This window comes from Spiroplasma endosymbiont of Seladonia tumulorum (genome assembly GCF_964020235.1).
GTDB lineage: Bacteria > Bacillota_I > Bacilli_A > Mycoplasmatales > Mycoplasmataceae > Spiroplasma.
Genome location: NZ_OZ026545.1, coordinates 120,780 through 142,244, shown reverse-complemented (window position 1 = coordinate 142,244; position 21,465 = coordinate 120,780). Strand labels below are relative to the sequence as shown.

General features: G+C 23.9%; 28 protein-coding genes and 1 riboswitch. Of the genes, 18 read left to right on the top strand and 10 right to left on the bottom strand.

Features of this window, described 5'->3' with window-relative positions:
* Positions 1–449 precede the first annotated feature (449 nt).
* The 6 genes from AACL22_RS00985 to AACL22_RS00960 all read left to right on the top strand — a co-directional run bounded on the left by AACL22_RS00985 (position 450) and on the right by AACL22_RS00960 (position 7,735).
* Complete coding sequence (locus AACL22_RS00985) at positions 450–2,003, top strand: hypothetical protein (RefSeq protein ID WP_338988928.1); 1,554 nt, start codon at positions 450–452, stop codon at positions 2,001–2,003.
* A 562-nt stretch (positions 2,004–2,565) separates the two neighbouring features.
* A riboswitch (cobalamin riboswitch) is annotated at positions 2,566–2,737 on the top strand.
* A gap of 397 nt (positions 2,738–3,134) precedes the next feature.
* Entirely contained in the window at positions 3,135–3,845 is a 711-nt protein-coding gene (deoD, locus tag AACL22_RS00980; RefSeq protein WP_338988927.1) for a purine-nucleoside phosphorylase, read from the top strand.
* Between the two features lie 19 nt (positions 3,846–3,864).
* Positions 3,865–4,488 carry a deoxynucleoside kinase gene (locus AACL22_RS00975; RefSeq protein WP_338988925.1) on the top strand — a complete coding sequence of 208 codons (624 nt, stop codon included), beginning with the start codon at positions 3,865–3,867 and terminating at the stop codon, positions 4,486–4,488.
* A gap of 46 nt (positions 4,489–4,534) precedes the next feature.
* Entirely contained in the window at positions 4,535–6,523 is a 1,989-nt protein-coding gene (gene tkt / locus AACL22_RS00970) for a transketolase (protein WP_338988923.1), read from the top strand.
* Positions 6,523–7,134, top strand: coding sequence for a bifunctional 4-hydroxy-2-oxoglutarate aldolase/2-dehydro-3-deoxy-phosphogluconate aldolase (locus AACL22_RS00965; RefSeq protein ID WP_338988921.1), 612 nt, complete (start codon positions 6,523–6,525; stop codon positions 7,132–7,134). Before tkt ends, AACL22_RS00965 begins: the two co-directional genes overlap by 1 nt.
* A gap of 13 nt (positions 7,135–7,147) precedes the next feature.
* Entirely contained in the window at positions 7,148–7,735 is a 588-nt protein-coding gene (locus AACL22_RS00960) for a nucleoside 2-deoxyribosyltransferase (RefSeq protein WP_338988920.1), read from the top strand.
* Between the two features lie 421 nt (positions 7,736–8,156).
* On the opposite strand, the gene AACL22_RS00955 is transcribed toward AACL22_RS00960, so the two are convergent.
* Entirely contained in the window at positions 8,157–8,687 is a 531-nt protein-coding gene (locus AACL22_RS00955) for a hypothetical protein (protein ID WP_338988919.1), read from the bottom strand.
* 172 nt (positions 8,688–8,859) lie between these two features.
* The gene (locus tag AACL22_RS00950; RefSeq protein WP_338992944.1) at positions 8,860–9,363 is read right to left on the bottom strand and encodes a UPF0236 family transposase-like protein; all 504 of its coding nucleotides are present in this window, start codon (positions 9,361–9,363) and stop codon (positions 8,860–8,862) included.
* A 419-nt stretch (positions 9,364–9,782) separates the two neighbouring features.
* Between AACL22_RS00950 and AACL22_RS00945 the strand changes: the two genes are divergently transcribed.
* The 5 genes from AACL22_RS00945 to AACL22_RS00925 are packed head-to-tail and all read left to right on the top strand — an operon-like array spanning position 9,783 to position 11,880.
* Entirely contained in the window at positions 9,783–9,971 is a 189-nt protein-coding gene (locus tag AACL22_RS00945) for a hypothetical protein (RefSeq protein ID WP_338988917.1), read from the top strand.
* 33 nt (positions 9,972–10,004) lie between these two features.
* Positions 10,005–10,181, top strand: a complete 177-nt coding sequence (locus AACL22_RS00940) for a hypothetical protein (RefSeq protein ID WP_338988915.1) — start codon at positions 10,005–10,007, stop codon at positions 10,179–10,181.
* Entirely contained in the window at positions 10,174–10,677 is a 504-nt protein-coding gene (locus tag AACL22_RS00935) for a phage terminase large subunit (RefSeq protein ID WP_338988914.1), read from the top strand. The genes AACL22_RS00940 and AACL22_RS00935 overlap by 8 nt, the downstream gene beginning before the upstream one ends.
* Before the next feature lie 46 nt (positions 10,678–10,723).
* Positions 10,724–10,987, top strand: coding sequence for a hypothetical protein (locus AACL22_RS00930; protein WP_338988911.1), 264 nt, complete (start codon positions 10,724–10,726; stop codon positions 10,985–10,987).
* 50 nt (positions 10,988–11,037) lie between these two features.
* Complete coding sequence (locus AACL22_RS00925) at positions 11,038–11,880, top strand: IS3 family transposase (RefSeq protein ID WP_338992943.1); 843 nt, start codon at positions 11,038–11,040, stop codon at positions 11,878–11,880.
* 71 nt (positions 11,881–11,951) lie between these two features.
* Here the strand turns inward: AACL22_RS00925 and AACL22_RS00920 are convergent, their stop codons facing one another.
* Positions 11,952–12,479 carry a lipoprotein gene (locus tag AACL22_RS00920; protein ID WP_338988909.1) on the bottom strand — a complete coding sequence of 176 codons (528 nt, stop codon included), beginning with the start codon at positions 12,477–12,479 and terminating at the stop codon, positions 11,952–11,954.
* Between the two features lie 17 nt (positions 12,480–12,496).
* The gene (locus tag AACL22_RS00915; RefSeq protein WP_338988908.1) at positions 12,497–13,555 is read right to left on the bottom strand and encodes a hypothetical protein; all 1,059 of its coding nucleotides are present in this window, start codon (positions 13,553–13,555) and stop codon (positions 12,497–12,499) included.
* A 354-nt stretch (positions 13,556–13,909) separates the two neighbouring features.
* On the opposite strand from AACL22_RS00915, the gene AACL22_RS00910 reads away from it, so the two are divergent.
* The 7 genes from AACL22_RS00910 (at position 13,910) to AACL22_RS00880 (ending at position 18,911) form a co-directional block, all read left to right on the top strand.
* On the top strand, positions 13,910–14,371 hold the full coding sequence (locus AACL22_RS00910; protein WP_338988906.1) for a hypothetical protein: 462 nt from the start codon (positions 13,910–13,912) through the stop codon (positions 14,369–14,371).
* Positions 14,372–14,403: 32 nt separating this feature from the next.
* Positions 14,404–15,489 carry a hypothetical protein gene (locus AACL22_RS00905; RefSeq protein WP_338988905.1) on the top strand — a complete coding sequence of 362 codons (1,086 nt, stop codon included), beginning with the start codon at positions 14,404–14,406 and terminating at the stop codon, positions 15,487–15,489.
* Between the two features lie 6 nt (positions 15,490–15,495).
* Complete coding sequence (locus tag AACL22_RS00900) at positions 15,496–16,434, top strand: hypothetical protein (protein ID WP_338988903.1); 939 nt, start codon at positions 15,496–15,498, stop codon at positions 16,432–16,434.
* On the top strand, positions 16,424–16,645 hold the full coding sequence (locus AACL22_RS00895) for a hypothetical protein (protein ID WP_338988900.1): 222 nt from the start codon (positions 16,424–16,426) through the stop codon (positions 16,643–16,645). The genes AACL22_RS00900 and AACL22_RS00895 overlap by 11 nt, the downstream gene beginning before the upstream one ends.
* 677 nt (positions 16,646–17,322) lie before the next feature.
* Positions 17,323–17,874 (top strand): hypothetical protein, encoded by a 552-nt coding sequence (locus tag AACL22_RS00890; RefSeq protein ID WP_338988898.1) that lies wholly within the window; start codon positions 17,323–17,325, stop codon positions 17,872–17,874.
* Positions 17,875–17,897: 23 nt separating this feature from the next.
* Complete coding sequence (locus AACL22_RS00885; protein WP_338988896.1) at positions 17,898–18,503, top strand: hypothetical protein; 606 nt, start codon at positions 17,898–17,900, stop codon at positions 18,501–18,503.
* 120 nt (positions 18,504–18,623) lie between these two features.
* Entirely contained in the window at positions 18,624–18,911 is a 288-nt protein-coding gene (locus AACL22_RS00880; protein WP_338988894.1) for a hypothetical protein, read from the top strand.
* On the opposite strand, the gene AACL22_RS00875 is transcribed toward AACL22_RS00880, so the two are convergent.
* The 6 genes from AACL22_RS00875 to AACL22_RS00850 all read right to left on the bottom strand — a co-directional run bounded on the left by AACL22_RS00875 (position 18,908) and on the right by AACL22_RS00850 (position 21,463).
* Complete coding sequence (locus AACL22_RS00875) at positions 18,908–19,105, bottom strand: hypothetical protein (protein ID WP_338988892.1); 198 nt, start codon at positions 19,103–19,105, stop codon at positions 18,908–18,910. The genes AACL22_RS00880 and AACL22_RS00875 overlap by 4 nt on opposite strands.
* Before the next feature lie 48 nt (positions 19,106–19,153).
* Entirely contained in the window at positions 19,154–19,285 is a 132-nt protein-coding gene (locus AACL22_RS00870) for a hypothetical protein (protein WP_338988891.1), read from the bottom strand.
* 4 nt (positions 19,286–19,289) lie between these two features.
* A complete protein-coding gene (locus tag AACL22_RS00865; RefSeq protein WP_338988888.1) occupies positions 19,290–19,751 on the bottom strand; it encodes a hypothetical protein in 462 nt (153 codons plus the stop codon).
* 125 nt (positions 19,752–19,876) lie between these two features.
* Positions 19,877–20,419 (bottom strand): ERF family protein, encoded by a 543-nt coding sequence (locus tag AACL22_RS00860; RefSeq protein WP_338988886.1) that lies wholly within the window; start codon positions 20,417–20,419, stop codon positions 19,877–19,879.
* Entirely contained in the window at positions 20,403–21,056 is a 654-nt protein-coding gene (locus AACL22_RS00855; protein WP_338988882.1) for a hypothetical protein, read from the bottom strand. The genes AACL22_RS00860 and AACL22_RS00855 overlap by 17 nt, the downstream gene beginning before the upstream one ends.
* Positions 21,047–21,463: a single-stranded DNA-binding protein gene (locus AACL22_RS00850; protein WP_338988879.1), complete on the bottom strand. Its 417-nt coding sequence runs from the start codon at positions 21,461–21,463 to the stop codon at positions 21,047–21,049. The genes AACL22_RS00855 and AACL22_RS00850 overlap by 10 nt, the downstream gene beginning before the upstream one ends.
* Positions 21,464–21,465 lie beyond the last annotated feature (2 nt).

Genomic DNA, 21,465 nt, shown 5'->3' with positions numbered 1-21,465 from the left:
TTTTTTTGTTATAATGGGGGTGCTTAAAATTAATATTAATAAATAACTTAATTTTAAGCAAACAGAGAAACATATATTTTATAGTTTTCATTAGTTTATATTTAAAATGTGTAATTAAAATCACCTTTTAGTTACACATTTTGCTTTCATTGAAAATATTTTCAAAAAGTCAATCTCTATTGCTTTTTTATAATAAAGATATAAAAAGGAAATTAGTTTGAAAATATTGTTAATATAAAATAATTATGATAAAGTGAAGATTGTAGATGATTTTAAAAATATTAGTAATATTTTTAAGGTAAATGACTTTAATTAATTAAAATATGAATTAAAAAAGAAATTTTAACATCAGTTAGTACCAGAAACTGTAATTATAATATTTAAGTTTTAATTTTTTTAAGTTATAATTAAAAAGTATAAAATTAGATATTACGAAGGGATTTTAAATAGTGAAAAAACTAATGATTTTATTAGGAATGACTTTTTTTGCAACGGCAGGATATAGTCCAATTATCGGTTGTAAAAAACCGCTTAAACTTGATGATACTGAAAATGGTATTGGAAAAGATATGGAAATTTTAAATAAAATTTCACAACGTGCTATCAACAATTTTTCAGTTTATGCACAAAATAAAAATACAATTAATAGTACTGAATATCAAAATAAATTTGATAAGCTGTATACAATGGTTGACAAGGAAACTGAAAGCAGAAAATTAGACCAAATGGATAAAGATGCGATAGATGCTTTAGCAACATTAAAAAATGGCTTTCTTGCTGTGTTTAATAATATTAATAATGAAATTTATAATGACTATTCAAATTATTATCCTGATAGTAAACCAATTAATTTATTAAATGATAGTTTAAGTTATGAATTAAATTTTATTGATATGGTTCAATTGCAAGCAATTTTAGATCGACCAGGATTAGAAACAGTAAAAGCAGTTAGACTAGATTTCCATTTTCAATTTGAAGCTAAGTTTAAACTTTTAACAACAACTTCAGATTATGTAATCCAATATGTTATTACTGATAATCCAAAAGAAATGAAAGTTGTTTTAAATGGGATGGTTCAAAAAATTTCAAGAGTAATTGTTAATTTTTTCAATCAAGAAGGAATTTTTCAAATTGATAAAACACCTGAATTTGCTACAATTTATCAAAATTTTGATGTAAACTATACAGCTGGTTTTGCTAATTTAGATAATATTATTTTAGAAAAGTTACAAAGTAAAATTAAAAGTGATAGCGAATTGCAAAAGTTTGTAAAGAATATTAAATATAATTCTTCAATAACTTTATTAAGTTTACTAACAAGTGCAATTAATAATACTACTAATGGTGTTAATGTTGTTCGAGAAAATACAGCTTCATATGTTTGAACCGGAAAAGGATATCAGCCTAATAAAATTACTCCAGAAAATTTTGTTAAGTTTTATCGTTCATTAGTTAATGTTTTTAATACTGAAGGTCAGAACTTACGATTAGCTGATTTTCATGTGAATTTAGCAAAAATTCAAGTGGCAGGGTTTCCATTATCTGGAGCAGTAATGAATGATGGGCAAGCATTAAAAGTTCAAGTTGAAATTACAGAGGAAGGTTTAACAAATAAGTTAATGGAATATGGACGGTTAGTAGTTGCTTTTTATAATCATTTTAAATTAGAATCAAATGAGCATTCAGAAGTATTCCATCTTAGCAAAGAAGCTTTTACTAAAATTTTAAATTTAAAAACCCGAAAATACAAAGATGTTTTAAAAATATTAATTAATGATTTTAAAGAAGCAAATCAAGCAAAAAATTTACCAGGAATTGATATTTTTACAACTGGTAATTGGGAAAAACGTGTTCACAAAGTGAGTTTAAATGAAACTAAAGATACTTTTTCACTTCGTTGGCGAGCAGTTTGAAACTTTGATTTATTATTTGGAAAAAATAATGCGGTTTATTATACTGGATGAACATCAACATTATTTACCTTAGAATTTACTAAAAAATAAGTTTAATTTAAAAAAGCAAGGGTTTTCTTGCTTTTTTAAATTAACAATAAAAATTGCTAGCATTAATGCTAGCAAGTATGTAAATAATAAATCTGGTCCGTTTATTTTAATAATAATTAAAATTAGTATGTGAATAATAATTGTCACATTATTCATTTAATAGTTTATAAATGTTATTGTGTTGCTGATTACTACTAATAAGGAATATAACAAAATTTAAAACTAAACCTAAATTATTTATTTAATAATATTGCAAATAAATAACTATTTGTTATTGATTGCTTATTATTTGATTTATTATGTTATCTATTATTTTTTATGGTGGGCTAGATTGTTGACTATTTTTTGATTCTATATTGGAATTGAAAGGAGTAAAAATACTTAATAAGGTCCATAAATATTATTTACAATTTTTATTATATGCTTCTAGATTTTTCTGACAATAGTTTCATTTTTAATTATAAAAATATCAACTTTTTTCCTAGTTTGTTTTTAGTTGGTAAATAATTTGTTAATTTTAACTTGCATTTTAAAAGTAAACTTTATATTATTATTTTAACAACTTTAAAAAGCAATTTTTGATGTTACGGGAATTAGGTGTGAATCCTAGGCTGTCCCAGCAACTGTAAAGTGGAAGAAAGCTAACATCATTCCATTGAAAAAATATTTCTTGAGAAGGAATAGTGAGTAAAGTGAAACTAAGCCAGTAGACCGATCTAAAAAAACATTGGTAAAATATCAATGCTGCACTTATAGTTATTATCTCTGGGGTTAGATGATTAATTATTTATTAGTGAAAACTATTAAATAATAATTTGAAAGACGTCAAAAAGCGTTTTTTAGTTGTTAATTTAAAGCAGTAATCCTATCAAAAGGTATTATTTAAAAGATAATAAATAATAAAATTAATTAATAATTAAGTTTAATAGCATTTGATTTAAAATGGTTTTATTTTTGCTATTGTCTTAAATTATTAATTAAAATAATTGTAGAAATTAAACATCATTTATGTGGATATGCAACAATATTCTTTTTCGTGTTGTTTAAATATCCTTACTTTTTAAATAAAAATAGCATTGATAGGTGTATTTATTGGTAATTAAATTAAGCGGAAAAGAAAGGAATTAAAAAATGACACCACATATTAATGCCAAAAAAGAAGAAATTGCAAAAGTTGTTTTAATGCCGGGAGACCCATTACGGGCAAAAACCGTTGCTGAAAAATATTTAACAAATTTAAAATTAGTAAATGAAGTTCGAAATATGTTAATGTATACTGGCAAATATAAAAACATTGAGGTAACAATTGCTGGAAGTGGAATGGGTTGTCCAAGTATTGGAATTTATTCATACGAATTATTTAAGTTTTATGATGTTGATTATATTATTAGAATTGGTTCAGCTGGAAGTTATAATCCAAATATTAAAGTTTATGATATCTTTAATGTTCGTGAAGCATTTGGCGAAAGTAATTATGCAAAAATTGCAGCTAATATTGATAGTAATTTAATTGCTGCAAGTGAAAAATTATTTAATGAAATTGAAACTGTAGCACAAGCAAAAGGAATTAAAACTCACACGGGAATTGCTCATGCAGCAGATGTTTTTTATCGTTATAATGATTCATTAGACTTTACTCATACTCATAAGTTAGATGTTGTTGAAATGGAATCATATGCTTTGTTTACTAATGCAATTGTTACGCAAAAACATGCAGCAACATTATTAACAGTTTCTGACCATCTTGTAACTAAAGAAGTTACTACAGCATTGGAACGCCAAAATAATTTTATGACAATGGTTGAATTAGCATTAGATACTGCTGTTCAATTAATGGGTTAAAAACGAAAGGAGCAATAAAATGAAAATTGCAGTCTTTGGAACCGTTGGAGCAGGAAAAACAAAAGTTAGTGAAGAATTATGTAAACAATTAAACTATAATTTATTTAAAGAACCATTAGAAGAAAATCCATATTTTAAAGATTTTTACCAAGATATGGAAGGATTTGCCTTTAAAATGCAAATTTATATGTTAACAACAAGAATTGAGCAATTTTTCAACATTGATAATTTAGAGGATACTGTTTTTGACCGCGCAATTTTAGAAGGCCCTGTTTTTGTGCGAGTTTCCCACTTATTAAAAATTATGAATGAAATTGATTTTAAAGTTTATAATCGTTTTTTTCAAAATGTTATTGTTCCAATTTTGAAGAAAAAGTTAGGCTTTGATGTCATTATTTATTTAAAAGTTTCAACTGAAAAAGCGGTTGAACGAATTAAACAACGTGGGCGTCAATTAGAATTAGAAACCCCATATTATTACTGGGAAAAGTTAAATGAACAATATGAAATTTTATATCATGAATTAAAAAATGATTATAAATTTATTGTTATTGATGCTGACAGTGATGATTTTTCAGAAAAAATAAGCATTATTATGCAACATTTATTACCTCTTGATAATAAAGTTCCTTGTTTAATTTAAAAAATAATTATTATTAATATTTTAATTTAATAAGGAGGAAATTAAAATGAAAAGCACAAATAATAATATAGAAACAAAAAGTTTAAGTAATTTAAGAATTTTAGGACTAGATCCTATTATTTATAATAAAACTGGCCACCCAGGGATTGTATTAAGTGCAGCACCACTGATGCAAGCAATTTATTTAAATAATTTAATTGCTAATCCGGCAGTATCTGATTGAATTAATCGTGATCGTTTTGTATTATCTCCAGGACATGCTTCAACTTTACAATATGCGATTTTACATTTAGCTGGTTATAATTTAACAATTGATGATTTAAAAAATTATCGTCATATTAATTCAAAAACGCCAGCTCATCCAGAATATGGTGTTACTCCTGGAGTGGATAATTCTTCTGGTCCCCTAGGACAAGGAGTTGGCTATGGAGTTGGAATGGCATTAGCTGAACAACATTTAGCAGCTAAATTTAATAAACCAGATTATAAAATCATTGACCATTATACTTATGTTTTATGTAGTGATGGTGATTTGCAAGAAGGCGGAGCAATTGAAGCAATCCAATTAGCTGGGGTATGAAAATTAAATAAATTAATTATGTTATATGATTCAAATGATTGCCAATTAGATACAAAATGTGATGCTGTTTTAAAAATTGATTATCAACGTTTTTTTGAAGCACAAAATTGAAATTATATTCGAATTGAAAACGCAGATGAGGATCTACCAGCAATTCAAAAAGCAATTGAACAAGCGCAAAAATCTGATAAACCAACATTAATTGAATGTAAAACAATTATTGGTTATGGGCATCCAAAACAAGGTTCACCTATGCATTCTTCACCATTTACTCTCGAGGAGATGGAACAAGTAAAAGCATTTTATGATTTTAATCATCCACAATTTTATGTTGATAATGATGTTAAAAAACATTGACAAGATACTTTTGTTAAACGAGGAGCAACAAAATATGAAGAATGAAAGAAAAAAATAACTTCTTACAAAGCAACATTTCCAAAGGAATATGAAGAATTATTTGTAATTCCATCGGTTGATTTAAAAGATTTTGAAGCGTTATTAACAACTGATAAAGATAAAAAAGCAGGAACACGAATTATTATGGGTGATGTGTTTAAATATTATCAACAAAAGTGTTTAAATAATATGTTTGGAGGTAGTGCTGATTTGGGTACTGCAACCAAAATTATTGGTTATAATGGTTCATGAACAACATCAACACCACAAAATAATAATGTTCATTTTGGAGTGCGTGAATTTGCTGCCGGAACAATTAGCATTGGTGTTGAATTACACCAAGGTTTGAAAGGATTTAATTCAACATTTTTAATTTTTGCTGACTATATGAAACCATGTATTCGAATGGCTTGTATTCAAAACTTACCCGTAATTTTTGCTTTTTCACATGATTCAATCGGTGTTGGTTTTGATGGAAAATCACATCAGCCAGTTGAACAATTAGCAATGCTACGAAATTGTCCGAATTTAAATGTGTTTCGTCCAGCGGATATTAAAGAAGCAATTGGGTGTTTGAAAGCAAGCGTAGAAGCAAAAAGTGCTCCATCAGCTTTAATCTTATCGCGACAAGATACCCCATATCAATTAGCAGAAACATGTTGAGAACAAACGTTAAAAGGGGGATATATTGTTGTTGCTGAAGATGAGACAAAACCATTGGAGGCAATTATTATTGCAACAGGAACTGAAGTAGCACCAGCAATTGTTGCAGCTAAGATAATTAAGAAAAATATTCGTGTTGTATCAATGCCCTGTGTTGAATTATTTGAACAACAGTCAAAAGCGTATCGGGAAAAAATTGTACCAAATAATATAACAAAAGTAATTGCAATTGAATTTTCAAATGATTATGTTTGATATAAATTTGTTAATAAAACGGGCTTAATGTTAGGTGTTGATGATTATGGTTTATCGGGAAGTGCGGATGCTGTTATTAAGTATAAGCAATTAGATCAAATTTCTATTATTAATAGAATTAAAGCATATTTAGGAGAATAATGATTACATTAGAAAAACTATTAGAGTATAAAACTTTTTATGTAATTCGAAATCATAATTATGTTGTTGCTCAACAAATTTGTGAACAGTTAATTAATTTACAAGTTAAATGTTTAGAATTAACTTTCACAATTCCTAATGTTGCAGAATTAATTAGTTTTGTTCGTAACAAGTATCCAACAATTTTAGTTGGAGCAGGAACAGTTTTAACATTAGAACAAGCAATGCAAGCAGCAACAGCCGGAGCTCAGTTTTTAGTAGATCCAGTTTTTAACCAAGCAGTTAGTGAATATTGTCATCAAAATAATTTACTGTATATTCCAGGGGCAATGACACTACAAGAAGTTAATAATATTGTTAATGCTAAATGAGAAATTATTAAAATTTTCCCAGCAACAGCATTTAAATTAAATTTTATTCAAACAATTAAAACATTTTTTCCAACAAAAGTTTATATGGCTTCAGGAGGAATTAATTTAACAAATTACGAAGAAGCAAAAAACTTAGGATATGATTTAGTTGCTGTCGGTGCTTTTATCACTGGTGATATTAATAGTACAGGTCTTGATATGGAAAAATTTAAAACATTTGAAACAATAATTAATCAATAAAGGAGAAAAAAATATGAGAGATAATAAAAAAGTAATTTACAATGCGGGTAGTATGTTTACTGAGGCCCAATGAAACACAAGAAAACGTGAAGGAGATATGTTGCGTGAAATGTTTCCAGACTTTATTATTGGAAATCCAGTTGATTTTGAAACAAATCAAAAAGAACGTCCTACAAATAAAGCAATTTTTGAATTAGATTATGTTGGTTTAACTGAAGCAGATTATGTAATTTTAGAATTAGATGGTTGAGATTCAGGAACTCATATGGAATTTGGTTTAGTAGTTGAACAAGCAATTCATAATAAAAATAAATATTTATTCCCAATTATTTCTGACTTTCGTTTACATCAAGGAATTTTAAAAGGAGAATATCCTGGTTTTGGTTTAAACGAAATGATTACAGGAGCATTATATTATGAACCATTAAATAATGGTGATGTTCCTCAAATGACATTATGTAATTCGCATAAATTAGCTTGTGAAGCAATTAAAACTATTAAAACGGGAAGAATTGAAGAGTATCGAAAAAAATATGATATTAAAGATATTTTTAAAGAAAGAGAAGATACTTTATATCATGGTTTTAATTGTTTTATTTAAATTAATTAATAAATTAATGAAGAGTTATATGATTTATAACTCTTTTTATTATGCTGTGAAATTAATAGAAAAGAATTATAAAAAAATTATTGGATATAAAAAATAAATAGTTAAAGAATAATAACCATTTTATTATTTAATTACTTGCATTTTTTTATAATTTAACCGTGTCAAATTTTAAAACTTTAATGTTTGATTACAACTTTTATAATGAAAAAACTAATTTATATTAATAAAATATGGCTGTATGTATTATTTAAGGGTTTTAATTAATATCTTAGAAATTGTGGAATAAAAATACCACTTACTTATCTAAATTATATTACTTTTAATTTTATTGTCAACAATATTTTAACATTTTTTAAATTTTTCCACGACAAAAATACATGTTTATTAAAGTTATTTAATTTATTAGATAAAATTAATAAAAATATAAGTTTGGTTGTAAATTATTATTTACAAAATTATTAACTGAATAATTAATTCTATTTTCTTTTAATGGTTCATTAGTATTAAATAAATTAATTTTATTTTTAAAATTCATCATACTAGTATTTAATTTATTTTTAAGAGTTTTTTCATGATAAGTTGCTTTTTTAACCAAAACACCTTTACAGTAATGTGACATATCACCCTCAATATGATAACCAATATTATTTCATAATGTTTGATTTCTGACACCTTCTTCATTATTTTTAATTAATTTAATTGTCTCTTTTAAGAATTTCATTTTTGATTCTTTTATAAAAGAAGCACTGTTTTCTAAGCGTTCTAATAATTCTTCATATTTACCATTAAAAAAATAATCGACTGCTTTATGGTATGTTTCTCTGTTTTCTTTGTTTTTACTTTGATAAGGATATAATTTTTTAAATCTACTTGTAAGGTGAAATTTATCTATCGTGTAATGTACTTTATTTTTAGGAAAATATTCTTGAATAAATTTTGCCATATTTTTAATTCAAGGTGCACCATTTCCTAATACCATAAATTCAATATTGTCATTAATATCATAATAACTTGTAATTAATGTAAGTAATTTACTAACAAAATTAATTAATTTACTATTTTTTTAATATATTCTGGAATATTATCTAGTTCTATAACTCCTAATTTATTTGCAATTACAGGTCTTTTTTAGTTGATTTTGTTTTATCAAAACCAGTATGAACAGTTGAAAATATACTATGTTTTTTTATTTTTTCTTTCCCCTTTTTATTTTCATTTCACATTTTTAAATAAGTTCCATCAATTTGAATATATAAAGTATGAGGTACCTTTATTTTTTTATCAGTTTTATTAATATAATATTCTTTATCAATTTTTGCATTTTTCATAATATTTGAAATTGTTTTTATACAAATTTTTACATGTTCCATAGTATCTAAAATATCTTGATATGCTTTTTTATTGCCAATAAATGATAATATTTTTTCTTTAACAGAATTATCTATTCTTTGTCATTTTTTAATTCCTAAAAGTTTATCCAAAGGAAAAATATATTCTTCTTTACCTGTTTCTTGATTAATTTTATAATATTTTCTTCTTTTAAAAGTTATTTTCCCATTTAAAATAGTTAATTTTCTTGGTTTTATTTCTTTTACTTTATAATTTTTAAATTCTTTTAAAGTTTCATCAATTTTATAATTTTTTAAAATTCATTCATCACAATCTTCTAAACTTTGTTGAATAATTTCAATACTTTGTATATTTAATAAATTAATAAAATTCTTTTAAAAATTGTTATCAACATTTATCATTTTTATACCCTCTTTTCTATAGTTTAGGACTTTAGCACAAAAATAATGAAAATGCAAAAAAAGATATTATTTTTTATTTATTGTGTTATAATTAAAGTGTTAATTATTAGCAAATTAATTTAACTGAAAAAAGTAAAATAATTTACTTTTTTTATTTTGATGTAAAATATAGGTAATAAAAAAAAGAACCAAGTTGGTTCTTTTGTTATATTTTCAGGATTAATTACTCTTTTTTTAATCATATTGTTTAAATAATAGCAATTTTAATATGCAAAAAGGAGTAAAAAATGAAAGAATTTAATCCAAAAACAGCAAGTTTGGCAACTTTTTATCGTAAAATAGAGCAATTTTGAGAAAATAAATCACCTAATAAACCCTATACTTTGAACGATTTAACCAATGAATTCAACCTTTCTAACCGATGAAGATATGAAATTTACAAGAGCGAGAAGATAGTTCCTTTACTTGAAAAATAAGTTGATAGAATTGAAAGTGAAATAATTAATTTTATGATGAAATCGCCTGATGGTGCTAAATTATATTGACAACGAGCATTTAATTATAAATATTCACTACAAGAAAAAGAACTTGAAAAAGAATTAAACTTAAATAATCAACAACCAATAATTGTTAATTTACAAACGGATATTAGAGATATTAAAAAAGAAAGTGATAATAATGCTTAATCATTTTACTTATTTGTTAGAAACTCCTTATTGGTTATTACAAAATAGTAGTATTGGTAATAAATATCCATTTGCTAAGAAATATGAATTAGTTAATGAAATTAATCAAATTGGAACACAATATAGTGGTAAAACTATATCAAATATTAAAATGTTTGATGAATTATTAAAAATTAGTTTATTAATTAAAGAACCAATTTGTATCATTGCTAGTATGTATTGGAGTAAAGATTTAAAAGATAGTGTATTTCAAAATATATGAAATATGTCAGATGAAAATAATATTCCTTATACTATTAATTTATCAAATTTTACTTTTACTTTATCAAATGGGAGCAAAATATATTGTAAAGGATTGCATTCACCAAGTCGGAAAGAAAAATTAAAAGCCTTTGCTGATTTGAATAAATATAAATTAGTTATTGATTGACGAGAAGAATGTGACCAATTTCAACAAAAAGATTTAAAGTTAGAGTGCACCCCAAAAAGTAAGTAAAATAAAAAAAGATTTTGCTAAATTTTTATAGGGGGTGCATTTTTATATGGCAAAAAAAGGACAAAAATATAACAAATATACATCAGAATTTAGAACAAAAATCATTGAGAAAATTAAACAAAAAAGTTGTTGAATAGTAGCAAAACAATATAATATAAATGCAAATACAGTAGAATCTTGATGAGCAAATCATAAAAAAGGAAAATTAAACAATCCTAAAGGACCTAAAATTTCTTTTGGCAAAAGAAATTTAGAATATTATAAAACAAGGTATGAATTATTAAAAAAGCTCCATGACTTTTACAATTAAGCAAACTAAGAATTGTCTCTTTTATTAAATAAAATTTTTGTGAATATTCAATAAAATTATTACTAGAAGTAACAGGGTTAAAACGTAGTTATTGAGATAAATATAAAAATTATGACAGTAGCAAAAAAGATAAAAAAGCAATAAATGATATTGTAAAAGTCTATGAAGAAAATTTAAAACAATTTGGTTATCGAAGAATTACTAAATATTTAAAGGAAGATTATGGTATAAAATATAATTCAAAAAAAGTTTTAAGAATTATGCGTGATAATCAAATACAATCTGAATATGTAAGAAAAATGAGAAGAAAAATGAAATATAAACAGAATAAAGAAAAAAGCTTATTGCAATATCCTGATTTAATTAATCGTAAATTCAATGATATAAAAACAAGGTTTTCAGTACTATATACTGATGTAACATATTTAATTTGAAAAGGAGAAAGATATTATCAATCAACAATTATTGATGAATATACTAAAGAAATAGTTGATGTAAAGTGATCTAAATATAATGACAATAAATTAGTAATGGATAATTTAAATGATGCAATTAATAAAATAAAATTAATAAAAAAAGATCTGAATGGAATAATAATTCACTCAGATCACGGATATCAATATACATCCACTATTTATCACGATAAATGTTTATCTAACGGTATTACAATTTCAATGGGAAAAAATTACCACTGTGCAGATAATATTGTTATAGAAAGTTTTCATTCATTACTTAAGAAAGCTACAATCCATAATAAAATATATAATTCACATGAAGAATATATACAAGATGTTATAAAATGAAATACATGATATTCAAATCGTAAAGAAAAAGATATAATTAAAAAAAGTAAATACTTTTTATTAGTACTTACTAAAATGGGTGCACTCTAAATTAAAAAAAAGTAAATACTTTTTATTAGTACTTACTAAAATGGGTGCACTCTAAATTTTAAATCTTTTTTTTATTCTCCATTAATTTTTACATTGCCGTTTTTATCTAAAATTAAATCGGGTTCTTGTGTGTCTAAATTTCAACGATAAACTGATTTAAAATTATTACTATTTTCTTCTCAAATAAAAGTTGGTTCATTAATTGATTTAAAAATAATTAAATTAATCTTAGTATCATTACGTGAGTAATAGCGTAATTGAATTTTATATTTGCTTTTTTCATCTATAGTCTTATATTGATATTCATGCTTTGGAGGTATTGTTTCTTCATAATTTTTAAACTTAGTAATATTTCAATTTTGGCCTTTTCATACTACATAATATCATTTATTATCAACCGTATTGAATGAATGTTCTTGTGGCGCTATTCATTCTAAATTGTCTCTAATAGTTTGATTTTTTGTATCTATTTTATGTTTTTCTTTTTGTTCTTTTAATTGTTCGGGTGTATATTCTTGTGGTGTATTACAAGCAACTAAACTTGTTGTACTTGTTCCAATTAAAGTGATTGTTACTAAAATGCTTAGTATTTTTTTCATATTTATTTTTAACTAATTTATTTAACTAATTTATTTGTTAATAATTTTTTATTTTCTACTATAACTTTATTATAATCATTATATTTAACAATAGAAGTCTTAAGAGTTAACTTCACATTTCTAAGTTGCCCTAAAACAGCATGATCATGTCTTGAACCGGGTGTTCATCATACATTACCGCTAAGTTCAAATTTCATTTTAAAAATATTTTCATTTCATTCTAATGATACATTATGTCAAAGTTGTCCTTTTCTTAAATTACTTTTATTATTATAAGTTTCCATATTATTGAAACCATTTTTTAAATCATTTCCATTTATAGTAACTATTTTATTTAATGGGAAACCAATGTTTTTTCCGCCAGAATAAGCTCACCCTTCATTATCTGTTCATCAATTTGACCCATAATCATATTCTAAAATAATTGACGAATAATACTTCAAAAATTCTTCTTTTGATGAAGCATATTTTGTAATATCAACCGAAACGAAATTATCTTCTATAACACTTTTGGTAACGCCATTCCCGCAATTTATATAAACTACTTCATTAACTGGTCCTATGTTGGGTCGAGAAGGGTCATTGCTTCTATCTTGAATGTATCTTAAAGCTTTATTTGTTAAACTTGTATCTAATTTAACATCTTTAAAATTTTTGTTTTTTGTTAAAGTAACATCAAAGACCATAGCACCTTTATAGTTTTTATTATCAACGCTTGCAATTAAAGTTGCATTTTTATATTCTTCAGATTTACCTGGTTCGGGATTTTTCAAATTTACACTTTTAAAGTTTCATCATTCATTATTTTCTAAAAAAGAATAATAAATATCAACAAAAACATCTTGCTCTGAATTATTAGTCATTAATCCCAATAAGATTTCTTGAGCAATTTCTTTTTCTGTATTTAAATTTTCTGTATAAACAATAAAAGGAATTGATTTTAATCTAGTTATATTAATTTTTTCTGTTTCATTATCATTTGGTACTGTTATTATATATGGTTTATTTGCAACTATTGTTGGTACAGCAGTTACGCTAATTGTTAATACACTTAATAAACTTAAAAGTTTTTTCATAATTATATTTCTCCTTTTCTTAACCTTGAAACTTTTTATCAAGATATGCCCTTAATTATATATATATATATATATATATATATATACAAGCAAAATTAGCGCTTATTTTAATAAATTTATCTTTTAAAATACTCTTAATTACGCGTTTTAAGGGCTAAATTAGCAGTAAAATATATTAAGTTATATTTTATTCTTCTCTATATTAATAGTTGTATTATTAAAATAATAGTGTAAAATAATGTTAACGGTTTATCCTTTTAACAAAAAAGTAATTTACGGTTTATGCTTTCCGCCTTAAAAAGACTTATGCTGACTTGTTATTCGAACAAGAATAAAAAAAGAGAGGTTTATAAAATGGCACTTACAAAAGAACAATTAATCGAACAAGGTTTAAGTGAAGAAATTGCAGATAATATTTTAAATGAATTTCATAATGAAACAAAACAAATTATTGAAGGTATACAAAAACGAAAAGATACTATTTCAAAAGAAGATTATTTTAAAGTTGCTAATGAATTAGATGAATTAAAAGCATTTAAAGATGTTCCATCTACTAAAATTGAAGATATTAAAACTAATTTAGAAAAAGTTAGTGGTAGTTCTTTATCTGAAAAAATGCAAACTTTAAAAGAATTAAAACCTGATTTGTTTGTTGAAGAACAACCATCAGTTTCACCAACTAATTTTATTAAAGAAATGATTGAAAAATCTAGTGAAAATATGACTGATGAAATTGAAACTATTAAAGAAAAAGGAGCATATATTCCTGATGAAATTAAAAAATTAACTGATTATACACTTAAAAACCTTAGATAATAAGGGAGTGAAATATTATAGCAACAATTAATTTGCCACAAGTACCTTTTACATTACAAGGTAATACAACAGATCAAAAAGCGTATGTTGATATGGTTAATGCTTTATTGCGTGGACCTTTATATAATGAATATGCAAGTATTATGCAGTATGCTACTGCAACCGCAGAACAAGTTGCTTGGTTACCTAATGCAGGACAAGCACTATATAATTTAACTCATCGTGTTGTATGACAAAATGATTATACTTTACCAAATGGTGGGACAACTCAAACAATGGGATTAACAAGAATTCCAGTTCCGATTGATAAAAGATTTAATTTAAAATTAATGAATGAGGCTTTTGACTTAGCATTAATAGAACAAAATATTAAAAATGGTATTATTGCTGATGCTATTTCTAGTGTTGTACAGAATAAATTTGTTAATTTAGAATGTGAATTAATTCAGGCTATTTATGATTATTGTTTAGCAGATGGTCAATATGAAGTAATTCCATTTCGTAGTTATACAGCCGAAAATGCAGATGATGCAAATAAAGCATTCTTTACATTAAATGAAACTTTGATTGAATTAACAAATCAAATTAGTAATTTATATTTTGGTTTACCAACAGATAAAATGTTTATGGTTTTAGGTCGAAGATCATATTTAGGATTAACACCTGCTTATTTAAAAGTAATTGGTTCACAAGCACAATTAAAATCGATGATTAATGGTGAATTATATGAAAATACAGCAATGGGTATTCCAGTATCAAAAAGCTTTCATTTAGAAAAAACATATACAAAAGGACAAGTTAACCGTGATAAAGGTTATAATTTTACTAATGTAAATGGTTTAATTATTAATAAACAAGTATGAGCTTATCCAATTAATATGGATACTATTCAACAAGTTTTAGATAATGATACTGCTAACCCTAAATGAATTGGTAAAGTTCAATATGCAACACCAACTATTTTATATCCAAAAGCATGTAAAATTATTTTGGAAAAACAACCAAGCCAAGATGAAATTACTGCCGCTAAAAGTAATCTAAATAAAACTTTTAGAGTTCCAGTTGATTATCTAATTTCAGCATCAAAACCAGAATCAAAACCAAATAATCAAGGTTAATATAAAATGAATTTACTAATATTACGCGTTTTAACTTTATTAGTATCTAATTTAGAAAATAAACCTTTAATAAGTAAATTTGTAAATTTAATTAATAGAGTTAATCAAGTTAAAAATAAAATATTAAAGCCAATTAATTATATTAGTGATAAATATAATAAAATTACAAATAAAGTTGAAGATATTTATCAGTGATTAAATCCATTTACTTATTTAGATTTAATTAAAAAAGGTCATAAAAAAGAAATACAGCAAATATTAAGTCAATTAGAAAAAGATAATAATATTAAAAATAGAGAACAATTTAAAAATGAAAATTATTTAAATACTAATTGACAACCTTTAAATAGTAGTTGACTTGATAGTGGTATGTTTAATATTACAAATAAGTTAACTTTAACAGGTAATTTAACTATTTTAATATATACAAAAACAGCAAAACATTCGAAATTTTATGGTCCATATGTTTATCCTAGTGTTCCAGTTGAAATTTGAAAATTATTAAGTAATGCTGTATCTAATGCAGGAACTTTATTTTGGCGTTATTGATTAAGAAAATGATTACCTAGTCATTTAAGAAATTATATTAAAAAACGATTACCGCAAGCATTAAAAGAAAAATACCCAAAAGGAACTACTAAATTAACATTACCAACAGTTCAAAAATTAAATCAAATTAAAAAGTTTATTAATAATTTAAAAATTGGACATTTTAATTTTAATTTTGCTGGTGAAATTAATAATAAAAAATGGTATTGTGAACGCCGAAGTGATGTTAAAAATATTAAGAATTTATATAAAATACCAGTTAAAAATATGTTTTACAAAACTAATCAAACTATTCAAAAAATTAAAAAAGTACAAAGAAAAATTAATAGTTATAAGCCAAGTAATTTAAAAAATAAATATCGTAATCAATTAAGAGGTGTTTTATATGGAAAATAATTTAAATAATTTGTTATTTATAACAGTTGAAGATGTTAAAGAAAGTAAACTTTGACAACCTATTAATGATAGAAAACAATCTGCTTATAATGATAATTTAATTTATAATGCTATTTTAAAAACTAGTTTATGAATGGATAGATTATCAGGTGGGACAATTTCCGATAAAATTAATAAAAAAGATTTATTTCCATGAGTAAAAAAAAGATAATACTGGTTTAATTGAATATGATAAATGATTAAGTTATATTCAATCTGCTTGTTTATTAGCAGTTATAAATTGATATTTACCAAAAGGAGTTAATGATTTAACTGGTAGTGCTTCATTTTCACAAGGTGGAGTTGCTTATTCACAAACTAATGACTCTGAAGCAAATGAAAATATTACCAGAGATGTTAAAAATGCTTTAAAATTAGCCGGTGAAATAATTGATATTATATCTAGTAAAACAGTATCTAGACCTTATAATTCTAGTTTAGATAATTATGCTCATTCATGAGAAGAAGAATATAAACATATTAGTAAAAAAACTTTTTATTCAACATTATTATTTTGATTAAAAGAACGATTACAAACAGATAATAGTATTAATATTTTTTATCCAACTATTAATGATTTTTCTAAAATTGATTATAACGAATATATTAAACTTATTGTTCCATTTGATAATGATAGTATTTATTATGAAAATAATGTCTGAAAAGCAAAACAAGGTGGCGATATTCCAACAGATATTATTAAAGATAGTGATTTAAATAAAAATTATATTGAAAAAGTTGATGATAAATATATTGTAAAAACATCACAAGATATTAATACTAAACAAGATAAATTAGTAAGCGGTACAAATATTAAAACTATTAATGGTTCTTCATTATTAGGCAGTGATGATATATATTAGTGGTGGCAATGATTGAGAATTAATTAATTATCCAGAAGCAAACGAAAAATTAACATTTAAAATTCCAGATTATGATTTAACAAAATATTACTATAAAATATCAATTTCAATAACAGACTATTCATCTGCTAATAAATTTGTAACACATTATTTTGAAACAATATCACAAAAATCAATTTTTTCATTTTTAGCAGCTAATTCTTATGAAAGCATAACAATTAAGCAAGATGGATCAATTAAAAATGAAACAAATAATATTGTTATTAAAGATTTAACAATTAAAAGAAAATTAATAAATAATAGCGAATTAATGTCAGATGAACCACATTCTATTTATAATCGTGATATGGATATTGATTTACCAAAAGAAACATCGGATTCTTATGATATATTGATAAGAAAAATAAATAGTGCAACAACTATTAATGAATTAAATTTACTTGAAAAACATCCAATATGAAGAATTATTTTAAATAATAGAAATGATATTAAAAAACTATTCAATAAAAAATGATTAGAATTAAATAAAAATGAATAAAAAATTAAATGAGGTAAATAATTATGAAACAAGATAAAACAACTTGATTAAAGGGTGCCTTACCTTGAAATTGATTTAAAAAAGACCCTATTCCGACTTATAATTGAACTCATAAAGATATTAGAGAATGAGAAAGAAAATATAAAATTCGTAGTTGAATAGTTAGTTTTTATACAATATTATTTTTATTAATTAATGGTTGGTTAGAATATGGGATGATTAATGGCATTAAAGATGAAATTAATTGATATAATTATGGTCAATATTGAGGTAATGGAATTGCTATATTATTAACACCTTTATTTACTCATGGAATTCAGGGTATATTTGTTGCTAGTAGTAAACCAAAGGTAGATATGAAAATTGATATACCAAGGTTAAAAATATCTAAAATAGGATTAGTATTTACAATACTACCTTTAATTACTTTAATAATTTCTTTAATTATTATTTGGATTGATAAATCAAAATGAAAAAAAGACCATTTACGACATTGTTTAGATTGTCGGATTAATCCGCGTGTTATTCAACCAAGAGTAGCAAAACAATGAAATAATTTAGATGGTATAACAGAAGAAAAATTAAAAAATATACAAAATGAAATTAACAAAGAATTAAATTTAAAATAAACTATATTATTAGGGCGGTTGATATTTTTGGGTGGTTATATAGTTTAATTTATAAATTATTTTGTTCTGAAAGGATGGATGGCCACTGTTTGAGTAAGGATAAGAAAGGAATTAAATAAAATGAATGAAACATTAATGATTACTTTACTTGTTTTAACAGGTGCAGGTGGAATGGGTAGTCTTGGTATTCTAGGCTTATCTGCTAAAAAAATTAAAAAATATAAAGCAGAAATTAGAGAATTAAGAACTGCTGTTATTGCCCACGAAAAACATTTACGAGGACCTGAATATGCAACAGAATTAGCATTAAAAACAAGTCAAATTAAAAATGTTAAAAAACAAGTTAAAGTAAACAACAAAAAACAAGCACAAAAAGATGCTATTAGACAACTAACGAATAGTATTTAAAAAAATAACCCATTAAGGTTATTTTTTAATATAATTAAATTCTTTTCACCATATTTATTGATTAAATATTCTCAGTCTCAGGTTGAATTAATATTTACATCTTCAATATCGTTACCAGTTATATATTCACCAAGTAGAATTTTACAAGGGCGATTACCTTGTTCTGAACGATAACATAAAATATACTTATTCATGTTTATCATCGCCTTTATTGTGTTTTATATAAAAATTAATCAGATATTCTATTCGTTGCGAATAAGTAAAGTCATTAAATTCATTTCAAATTTTTTTTCATTTTTATTTAAGTAAATATTAACATTACGAATTAATTTAGAATAATATTTTCCTGTTTTTTGATTATATGAATGTTTCATAATATTAACCCTCATAATTAGCAATAATAATGGCATCTCGTAAATGATTACTTATTTTTTCATTATTATAAAACCAACCTTTACCATATTTATAAGTTAAATTAACATCTTTATCAAACGATCATAAACAATTATCATTATATTTACTTAAATTTTCTATATTTTTAACAATTAATTTAGTATATTTTGGCGATGTTCAATTAATATTACTTACTTTTTTTGTATTGTATTTAACTGCTCCAATTACTTTTAATAAATTATCTCTATCTTTACTCGCATTAGCAGATGTATATAAACAATCTTCAATATTAATAATTGCATCGGGTCTTAAAACATCTAAAATAATATTGGTTTGTGTAATTCAGTTATTATTTTTATATTCAGATTTATTAATTAATTTATTATCTTCAAAAATAGTAATAGCTGTAGTACCAGTTCCTGATGGGTCAATACCTATTTTTATCATTATCTTAAAAATCTTTTTTTAAATTGATAATAAAAATCTTTGCTTTGTTTTCTAATCAGAACTGGTGATAATTTTTCAACATTTAATTCTTCTTTTAATCAATTTTTACCTTTTGAAATAATATCTTATTCTATTTTTGTATTTGTAATAAAATTTTTAATATTATTGAAATGCTGTTCACTCATTCAATTTGAATTTGAATTGTTAATAATTTCTGTTTGTTCTTTTTCTTGTTTAGAATTAATTTTACTTACTTCACTATTATCGGGGTCTAATTCTTCGGTTGGTAAACCTAATAGTTTGCTTAAAACATATTTAACTCCATAAGTTAATGCTGACCCAATACTTTTAGCGGGGTCAGTATTTTTCCCTGTAAAAGGTCAATAAGTTTTAATTTCTTCTGTTTCTTTACATAAAGTTAATTCCATTTCAAAATATGGTATATCATTAATTACTTTTAAAGTATCTTTCACATAACTCCAAATATATGTAATATGATGCTTTTTAAATTCTTTTTTAACTAATTCTAATACTTGTGCTTCACCAAAATAGTTATAAATTGTTCTACCATTCATTTTCATTGTTTGGTTTTTTTCTAAATATAATGATAAATCGTGTTGTATTTCACCAATACTTGCTATTAATGTTTTTTTAGTTTCTTGTGGCATTTTCTCATTCCTCTCTTTTTTGTCATATTAAAATTGCTTCTTTAATTTGTTCTAAATTTTGTTTAGTAATATCAACTTTTTCTTTAATTACTATTTTTAATTTTGGATTTATAATTATCATTAATATTTTTTTATTATCTATACAAAAGTCTTTTTCTAATAAATAATAAAGTTTTAATTGCCAAATATAGCGTTCAATATCTGTTTTCTCATTAGAACTAGTAATTTTTCAATCACATATTATATATTCATTATCAGTTGTTATTACAATAAAATCAGTTGTCCCACACATTAAAGGACTATAAAGTGTTTTTTCAGTTTCATAATATTTAAATTTAATATCTTTAAAAGTTTCTTGATATAGTTTTGTAAAATTTTTAAATAATTCACGATGTGATTTTATTTCACAATCAATAAATTCAATTAATTCATCATCAAAATTATTTTTTATTCAAACATCAATCATATTATGTAAACATATTCCACGATTTTGTGCTAATTTTAAAATATTCTCATCAATTTGTGAAAAATCTTTTGGCACTAAAATATTAACAATTTTACTTACACTAGGTATTAAAATACTATACTTATGTAATTCATCATTAAAAATATATAAAGGTTTTAAATCTAATCTCATAAAATTGTTTGATCATTACCAATATTTTGATTATCATTATTAAATAATTCTTTTGTCTCAGATGAATTAAATTCTATTTTTTCTTGTGGTTTATCAGATTTTTTTAAATCATTATTTGTATGTAAAAATTCATAATTAGATACTTGAACTATTCATTCAGTTTTATTATCTTTATTTTTAAAAGATTTTAAAACACCAGTAATTGCTATTTGACTACCTTTTTGACAATATTTTTGTAAAGTAATTACTTGTTTATTTCAAACTTGACAAGGAATAAAATCAGTTTCTTTTTGTTTTGAATATGGGCGAGTAATTGCTAAATTAAAAATAGTATATTCTTTTCCATTATTTGTTTTCTTAATTTCAATATCTTTTGTTATTCTACCAATTCCAATAAATTTATTCATTA